Source organism: Corynebacterium sp. (genome assembly GCF_012838985.1).
Taxonomy (GTDB): domain Bacteria; phylum Actinomycetota; class Actinomycetes; order Mycobacteriales; family Mycobacteriaceae; genus Corynebacterium.
Genome location: NZ_DUOE01000140.1, coordinates 1 through 7847, shown reverse-complemented (window position 1 = coordinate 7847; position 7847 = coordinate 1). Strand labels below are relative to the sequence as shown.

Annotated in this window: 8 protein-coding genes, 1 tRNA gene and 1 other RNA gene; 8 read left to right on the top strand and 2 right to left on the bottom strand. The window is 68.1% G+C overall.

The genetic code is table 11. From position 1 onward, the window contains the following. Positions 1 to 30: 30 nt before the first annotated feature. Positions 31 to 1284, top strand: a complete 1254-nt coding sequence (gene tgt / locus GXZ33_RS08130; RefSeq protein WP_291340337.1) for a tRNA guanosine(34) transglycosylase Tgt — start codon at positions 31 to 33, stop codon at positions 1282 to 1284. Positions 1285 to 1568: 284 nt separating this feature from the next. Here the strand turns inward: tgt and GXZ33_RS08125 are convergent, their stop codons facing one another. Beyond that, positions 1569 to 2225 (bottom strand): queuosine precursor transporter, encoded by a 657-nt coding sequence (locus GXZ33_RS08125; protein WP_291340336.1) that lies wholly within the window; start codon positions 2223 to 2225, stop codon positions 1569 to 1571. A gap of 67 nt (positions 2226 to 2292) precedes the next feature. On the opposite strand from GXZ33_RS08125, the gene gluQRS reads away from it, so the two are divergent. From gluQRS to aqpZ, 3 genes are read left to right on the top strand one after another with little or no spacing between them, the layout of a single operon-like run. Beyond that, entirely contained in the window at positions 2293 to 3198 is a 906-nt protein-coding gene (gluQRS, locus tag GXZ33_RS08120) for a tRNA glutamyl-Q(34) synthetase GluQRS (protein WP_291340335.1), read from the top strand. Between the two features lie 10 nt (positions 3199 to 3208). After that, complete coding sequence (locus GXZ33_RS08115; RefSeq protein ID WP_291340334.1) at positions 3209 to 3637, top strand: PAS domain S-box protein; 429 nt, start codon at positions 3209 to 3211, stop codon at positions 3635 to 3637. 57 nt (positions 3638 to 3694) lie between these two features. Further along, positions 3695 to 4432: an aquaporin Z gene (aqpZ, locus tag GXZ33_RS08110; protein WP_291340338.1), complete on the top strand. Its 738-nt coding sequence runs from the start codon at positions 3695 to 3697 to the stop codon at positions 4430 to 4432. Positions 4433 to 4479: 47 nt separating this feature from the next. Here aqpZ and GXZ33_RS08105 read toward each other — a convergent pair. Then, positions 4480 to 4565, bottom strand: a tRNA-Ser gene (locus tag GXZ33_RS08105). A gap of 147 nt (positions 4566 to 4712) precedes the next feature. Between GXZ33_RS08105 and ffs the strand changes: the two genes are divergently transcribed. The 4 genes from ffs to GXZ33_RS08085 all read left to right on the top strand — a co-directional run. Then, positions 4713 to 4809: signal recognition particle sRNA small type (gene ffs / locus GXZ33_RS08100), an RNA gene on the top strand. 88 nt (positions 4810 to 4897) lie between these two features. Then, positions 4898 to 6169, top strand: a complete 1272-nt coding sequence (locus tag GXZ33_RS08095; protein ID WP_291340333.1) for an aminotransferase class I/II-fold pyridoxal phosphate-dependent enzyme — start codon at positions 4898 to 4900, stop codon at positions 6167 to 6169. A gap of 9 nt (positions 6170 to 6178) precedes the next feature. Beyond that, complete coding sequence (locus GXZ33_RS08090) at positions 6179 to 6700, top strand: suppressor of fused domain protein (protein ID WP_291340332.1); 522 nt, start codon at positions 6179 to 6181, stop codon at positions 6698 to 6700. Between the two features lie 18 nt (positions 6701 to 6718). Beyond that, on the top strand, positions 6719 to 7847 hold a 1129-nt coding region (locus GXZ33_RS08085; RefSeq protein WP_291340331.1), incomplete at its 3' end, for a DNA polymerase III subunit gamma and tau.

The window sequence follows — 7847 nt, the reverse complement described above, 5'->3', positions numbered from 1 at the left end:
GCACCGCAAGGAAATGGAGAAGGTCACCCCATGACCCACACCGACCTGTCGTTCACCCTCGGCACCGAACTGGAACCCGGCCCCGGCCGCCACGGCCGCACCGGCACGATCCACACCCCGCACGGCGACATCCGCACCCCGGCGTTCATCCCCGTCGCCACCAAGGCGACCGTGAAGACACTCACCCCCGAGCAGATCGAGCAGACCGGCGCGCAGGCCATCCTCTCCAACGCGTACCACCTCTACCTGCAGCCCGGCGCCGACATCGTCGACGAAGCCGGCGGTGTCGGCCGCTTCGAGAACTGGTCCGGCCCCACCTACACCGACTCCGGCGGCTTCCAGGTCATGAGCCAGGGCTCCGGCTACCAGAAGGTCATCTCCATGGACTCCGCCGAGGCCGCCGCGAACGGGCACCTCCCGGCGAAGAAGAACATGGCCAAGGTCGACGAGGACGGCGTCAACTTCACCAGCTTCATCGACGGCTCCAGGCACCGCTTCACCCCCGAGGTGAGCATGCAGATCCAGCACCAGCTGGGCGCCGACATCATCTTCGCCTTCGACGAACTGACCACCCTCATGGACACCCGCGCCTACCAGGAGGCCTCCGTCGACCGCACCCACCGCTGGGCGCAGCGCTGCCTCGACGAACACGACCGCCTCACCCACGAACGCGCCGACAAGCCCCTCCAGTCCCTCTGGGGCGTCGTGCAGGGCGCCCAGTACGAGGACCTGCGACGCCAGGCCACACGCGGCCTCGTCTCACTTTCCGACGCCGCCCTCTCCGCCGGCCGCCGCGGCTTCGGCGGCTACGGCATCGGCGGAGCCCTGGAGAAGGAGAACCTGGGCACCATCGTCGGCTGGGTCTGCGACGAACTGCCCCGCGACAAGCCCCGCCACCTGCTGGGCATCTCCGAACCGGACGACATGTTCACCGCCATCGAGGCCGGCGCCGACACCTTCGACTGCGTGGCCCCCACACGCCTGGCCCGCCGGGGTGGCGTCTACACCCTCGACGGGCGCATGAACCTGGAGGGCGCACGCTTCAAGCGGGACTTCCGCGGCATCGACGAGGAGTTCGGCGGCTACGTCTCCGAGAACTACTCCCGCGCCTACATCCGCCACCTGTTCAAGGCAAACGAATTCCTCGGCATGACGCTGTGCACGATCCACAACCTGCAGTTCATGATCCGCCTGGTGGACAACATCCGCGACTCCATCGAGGGCGGCTACTTCGAGGAGTACCGCGCCGAGTTCATGGGGCGGTATTACGCGGGGAAGGCCTAGGAGAGGCAGGGCGGTGGCGGCGGCGGGATTCCACGTGAACTGCCCGCCGTTTCGCGGTTTCCGCAGGTCAGCCTCTGTGGCTGATGGTGTTCACGTGGAATCGCCCCGAGTTCGTGGGCGAGCGCTCCGCCGGGAGGTCCCCGGGGCCTAGGAGGGGCGGCGCGGCAGCGTAGCGGTGGTGAGATTCCACGTGAACTGCCCGCCGTCCCGCGGTTTCCGCAGGTCAGCGTATGTGGCTGGTGGTGTTCACGTGGAATCGCGCCGCCAGTCAGTCCGCCAGCCAGTCAGGCGGCCGCGTAGCCTTCCCGGCGCTTCACCCAGCCGATGACCGCGTAGGTCAGGGGGAGCAGGGCCACCTCGATGAGGGTCTTCCACAGGAAGCCGACGATGACGTAGTTGATGAGGTCCCCGCTCGTCGTGATGCCGATGACCGGGGCCGCGATGACGCAGAACAGGAGGGTGTCGCCGAATTCGCCGACGACGGTCGAGCCGATGAGGCGGGCCCAGAGGGATTTCTCGCCGGTGCGCTGCTTGATCTTCACCAGCACCCAGGAGTTGAGGAGCTGGCCGACGACGTAGCCGGCCAGTGACGCCACGACGATCTGCGGCACCAGGCCGAGGACGTGGGCGAATTCGGGCTGGGATTCGTAGAAGTCGGCGGCGGGCAGCCAGATCGCCACGTAGAAGGAGACGACGGCCAGCAGGGTCACCGCGAAGCCGGTGAAGATGGCGCGGCGGGCGGCCTTGAATCCGTAGCACTCGGCGATGACGTCGCCGAGGACGTAGGCGAGCGGGAAGAGGAAGAAGGCGCCGTCGGTGATGAGGGGGCCGATGGCCACGCCCTTCGTGGCGAGGATGTTGGAGATGAGGAACACCGCGACGAAGAACGCCACGATGACGGGGTACAGGGTGGGCTGGAGGGGGATGAACCGGGCGGTCATCCCCTGCCCAGGTGCGGGATCAGGAGTGTTCACGGAGGAAATGATCTCACAGCACTAATCTGGAGTCATGACTGAGCATGCTGGACGTTACGCCCCTTCGCCGAGTGGGGATCTGCACTTCGGTAATCTGCGCACGGGCCTCATCGCCTGGCTTTTCGCGCGGACGACGGGCCGGAAGTTCCTGCTGCGGGTGGAGGACATCGACACCCAGCGGTCCACGATCGACTCCGCCCACCGGCAGATCGATGACCTGCTCACCCTCGGTCTGACCTTCGACGGGGACATCCTCTACCAGTCGGACCGTTTCCCGGCCTATCAGCGGGCCCTGGACATGCTCACGGCCCGGGGGCTGGTGTACGAGTGTTACTGCTCGCGCAAGGACATCCAGGATTCGCCGCGGGCTCCGCACGCCCCGGCGGGTGCCTACCCGGGTACCTGCCGTGATCTGACGGAGGGGGAGCGGGAGGAGCGTCGGGAAGCGCTGGCCGCGGAGGGGCGCACGCCGGCGTTGCGGCTGCGGGCGGGCGTCGGGGAGTTCACGATCCAGGACCGCTACCACGGGGCCTACACGACCGAGGTCGATGATTTCGTGCTCCGGCGCGGTGGTCAGGACCCGGACTGGGCGTACAACCTGGCGGTGGTCGTCGATGACGGTTTCCAGGGCATCGACCAGGTGGTCCGCGGCGAGGATCTCCTGCCGAGCACGCCGCGTCAGGCGTACCTGGCGACGCTGCTCGGCATCGAGCTGCCGGAGTACGTCCACGTGCCGCTGGTGGTCAATGAGCAGGGGCAGCGGCTGGCGAAGCGCGACGGCGCGGTGACTCTCCGGGAGATGCTTCTCGACGACCCGGTGTTCAAGGTCGTCGAGAAGCTCGCCGCCTCCCTGGGGTATCCGGGGGTGAACACGCTGCACAAACTGCTGGAGGTGTTCGATCCGGAGGATCTGCCGCGGGAGCCGCTCGTCTGGCGGTAGATTTGTCCGTATGAACCTGGACAAAATCGCCACCCGCATCGTCGCCGACACCCTCGATGCCGTCATCTACTGCGACCGCTCCGGCACCATCCGTCTCTGGAACGCCGGCGCGGAGCGCATCTTCGGCTGGAGCGCGGGGGAGGCCGTCGGGCAGAACCTCGACATCATCATCCCGGAGAAGCACCGCGCGGTGCACTGGGCGGGCTGGGAGCGCGTCATGGAGACCGGCGTGACCCGGTACGGCGCGGACCCGCTCGCGGTCCCGGGCCTCCACAAGGACGGTTCCACCATGTCGCTGGAGTTCACCATCATGATGCTTCACGACGACACCGGCCGCATCGAGGGCATCGCCGCCATCCTCCGCGACGTCTCCCGGCGCTGGCGGCGGGAGAAGGAGCTCCGCGCCCGGGTCCGCGAACTGGAGGCCCGGAATTCTTAGCGGGGACTAAGATTTGAGGTACCCCTACCCAGCATTGGAGCAACCGTGCACACCAGCATGACCTCCCGCCTAGCAGCGGAATTCCTCGGTACCTTTGTCCTCGTCTTCGGCGGCGCCGGCAGTGCCATCTTCGCCGCCTCCGTCCTGGCCGGTGACACCATCAACATGGGCATCGGCTTCGTGGGTGTCTCCCTCGCCTTCGGTCTCACCGTCCTGACCATGGCCTACGCCGTCGGCCACATCTCCGGCGGGCACTTCAACCCCGCCGTCACCCTCGGCGCGGTGCTGGCCGGCCGCGTCGAGCCCGGAGCCGTCATCCCCTACTGGATCGCCCAGCTCATCGGCGGTGTCGCCGCCGGTGGCGTGCTCTTCCTCATCGCCTCCGGCAAGGAGGGCTTCTCCGCGGTCGAGTCCGGCTTCGCGACGAACGGCTACGGCGCCCTCTCCCCGGACGGCTACTCCCTGACCGCGGTCCTCATCGCCGAGACCGTCCTGACCGCGATCTTCCTGTACATCATCCTCGGCGCCACCGACCGGCGTGCCCCGCAGGGCTTCGCCCCGATCGCCATCGGTCTCGCGCTGACCCTGATCCACCTGGTCTCGATCCCGATCTCCAACACCTCGGTCAACCCGGCCCGCTCCCTCGGTGTCGCCGTCTACGCGGGTTCCGAGCCGCTCATGCAGGTCTGGGCCTTCTTCCTCGCCCCGCTGCTCGGAGCCGCGATCGCCGGCCTCACCTACAAGTTCGTGTTCCCGGACGAGTCCGACCACGTCCTGGAGGAGATCGGCGCCTGATCCCCTGAATCGCGAAAAGCCCCGGCTGAGCCGGGGCTTTTCTGCTGCGGAGGATGTGGGATTTGAACCCACGAGGGTATTGCTACCCGCACGCGTTCCAGGCGTGTGACATAGGCCGCTAGTCGAATCCTCCTGAGCACCTGCAACCTTGGTTGCTGTGTTCTCGTGAAACAGTACACAACATTGCGTGGAAAACACAAATCGCTGGTCATGGTGGGGAAAGGGGGCGTCGATAAGCAGGAGAGTTGGCCACCGGGGTCGGGGATGGGTTACAGTTGTGCGCAGGATCCCGTGCGGCGTTTATCTTGTGAACTCCCCCAGGGCAGGAATGCAGCAAGGGTCAGCGAGCTCTGACGGGTGCGCGGGATCCCCTTTTTTGATTCCGGGGGCCGGGGGAAAGTCAGCGGGGGAAAAACGCGTCTATCATTGTGGCCGAACACTCCCGACGGAAGGCAGGCCCACAAAGTGACGCTCCTCGATCTCGATTCTGACCGCCTCGCAGACTTCGCGGCGCAGGTCCGCAAGGAATACGACGACCTCAAGGCCCGGAATCTCAAGCTCGACCTGACCCGCGGCAAGCCATCCTCGGAGCAGCTCGACTTCGGCGAGGCACTCCTGGCGCTGCCCGGTGAAGGCGACCACCTCGACGCCGACGGCCAGGATGTCCGCAACTACGGCAACCTCAAGGGCATCCGCGAGATCCGCGAGCTCTGGGCCGAGGTCCTCGGCATCGACGCCGCCGACCTCATCGCCGGGGACGCCTCCTCGCTGAACATCATGTTCGACCTGGTGTCCTGGGCCTACCTCTTCGGCACCAACGACTCCGAGCGTCCCTGGAAGGACGAGGAGAAGGTCCGCTGGATCTGCCCGGTGCCGGGCTACGACCGCCACTTCACCATCACCGAGAGCCTCGGCTTCGAGATGGTCACCGTCCCGATGCTCGAGGACGGCCCCGACCTCGACGCCATCCGTGAACTGGTGAAGGACCCGCAGGTCAAGGGCATGTGGGCGGTGCCGATGTTCGGCAACCCGACCGGCATCACCTTCTCGGAGGAGGCCTGCCGCGAGCTGGCCGCCATGGAGACCGCCGCCCCGGACTTCCGCATCGTGTGGGACAACGCCTACGCCGTGCACACCCTGACCGAGGAGTTCCCGCCGATCGTCGACATCGTCGGCCTGGCCGCCGAGGTCGGCAACCCGAACCGCTTCTGGGCGCTGTCCTCCACCTCGAAGATCACCCACGCGGGCTCCGGCGTCAGCTTCTTCAACTCCTCCCAGGAGAACCTCGACTGGTACCTGAAGATCGCCGGCGTCCGCGGCATCGGCCCGAACAAGGTCAACCAGCTGGCGCACGTCCGCTACTTCGGCACCGCCGAGGGCGTCCGCGCCGTCATGCGCAAGCACGCCGGCTCCCTGGCCCCGAAGTTCGACCGCGTCCTCGAGATCCTGCAGGACCGCCTCGGTGAGTACGAGGTCGCCCGCTGGACGACCCCGGAGGGCGGCTACTTCATCTCCCTCGACGTCATCGACGGCACCGCCTCCCGCGTCGTCGAGCTGGCCAAGGAGGCCGGCATCGCGCTGACCGGCGCGGGCTCCTCCTTCCCGCACAAGGACGACCCGAACAACCGCAACATCCGCCTCGCGCCGTCCCTGCCGCCGGTGGAGGAGCTGGAGGTCGCGATGGACGGTGTGGCGACGTGCGTGCTGCTGGCGGCCGTCGAGAAGCTGGGTGCCTAGGAGCCCACGATGAACCGCGACGACACCACCTCCTGGATCGACCAGCTCATCCCCGCGGAGCTGGAGACCGGTGACGGGGTCGTCACCGCCGACCTCGGTGACGGCCAGCGTGTCGCGGTGACGGTCGGCTTCGCGGACATCGACACCGGGCTGGTGACCGTCGAGGACGGCACCGACGTCCGCTCCGAACTCATCATCGTCGGACGCGCCACGCAGGAGCAGCTCACGGCGGTCCTCCGCGCCGCGGTGCGGGCCTTCGAGGGCGGGGATCTCCCCGCCCAGCCCGGCACCCTGCTCCCGCTTCTCGACGCCGACCTCACCGACGTCAGCGTCGCCCACGCCATCTGCGTCCCGCCGTACCTGTGGGGCGGCGAGGTGCCGCGCGTCACCGAGGAGGAGCGGCTCACCGTCCTCCTGCAGCTGGTCATGCTCACCGACGCCGAGTACGCCTACGCCGCCGAGGAGGGCGCCGCCGCCCTGCAGCAGGCACTGGGAGAGGCCGGAATAGACCTGCTCGACTGGCACCGCTAGCCGGGTAAGGTTGGCGACGTGGCTCTCTACAGGAAATACCGTCCCGCCTCCTTCGCCGAGGTCGTCGGCCAGGAGCAGGTGACCCGCCCCCTGTCGGTGGCCCTCGACTCCGGCCGCATCAACCACGCCTACCTGTTCTCGGGTCCGCGTGGCTGCGGCAAGACGTCGTCGGCACGCATTCTCGCGCGTTCCCTCAACTGCATCGAGGGGCCGACGTCGAACCCCTGCGGCGTGTGCCCGTCGTGCGTGTCGCTGGCCCCCGGCGGCCCCGGCAACCTCGACGTCACCGAACTCGACGCCGCCTCGCACCGCGGCGTCGACGACATGCGTGAACTCCGAGACTCCGCCATCTTCGCGCCCGCCGAGTCCCGCTACCGCGTCTTCATCATCGATGAGGCGCACATGATCACCCGCGAAGGCTCCAACGCGCTGCTCAAGATCGTGGAGGAACCGCCGGAGCACCTCATCTTCATCTTCGCCACGACCGAGCCCGAGAAGGTCATCGGCACCATCCGCTCCCGCACCCACCACTACCCGTTCCGCCTGCTCACCCCGCAGGCGATGCGCGGGCTGCTGCAGCGCACGGTGGAGTCCGAGGGCGTGCACGTCGACGACTCCGTCTACCCGCTGGTCATCCGCGCCGGCGGCGGCTCCCCCCGCGACTCGCTGTCCATCCTCGACCAGCTCATCGCCGGCTCCGGCCCCGAGGGCCTGACGTACGACATCGCGTTGCCGCTGCTGGGGGTCACCGACCTCTCACTTATCGACGCCACCGTCGACGCCCTCGCCACCGGCGACCGCGCCGCCCTGTTCACCACCGTCGACGACGTCATCGAAGCGGGCCACGACCCCCGCCGCTTCGTCGAGGACCTCCTCGAACGCCTCCGCGACCTCATGGTCCTCCAGGCCGTCCCCGAGGCCTTCGACCTCGGGCTCGTCGACGCCCCCACCGACCGCGCCCAGATCCTCTCCGGGCAGGCCGGCTCCTTCACCGCCGGCCAGCTCGCCCACCTCGCTGCGACCGTCAACGACCGCATCGCCGACATGCGCGGCGCCACCTCACCGCGCCTGCTCCTGGAGATCCTCTGCGCCCACCTGCTGCTGCCGGTCGCCCCGGTGCAGGGGGCCGGGGGAGTGGCGGCCGCCG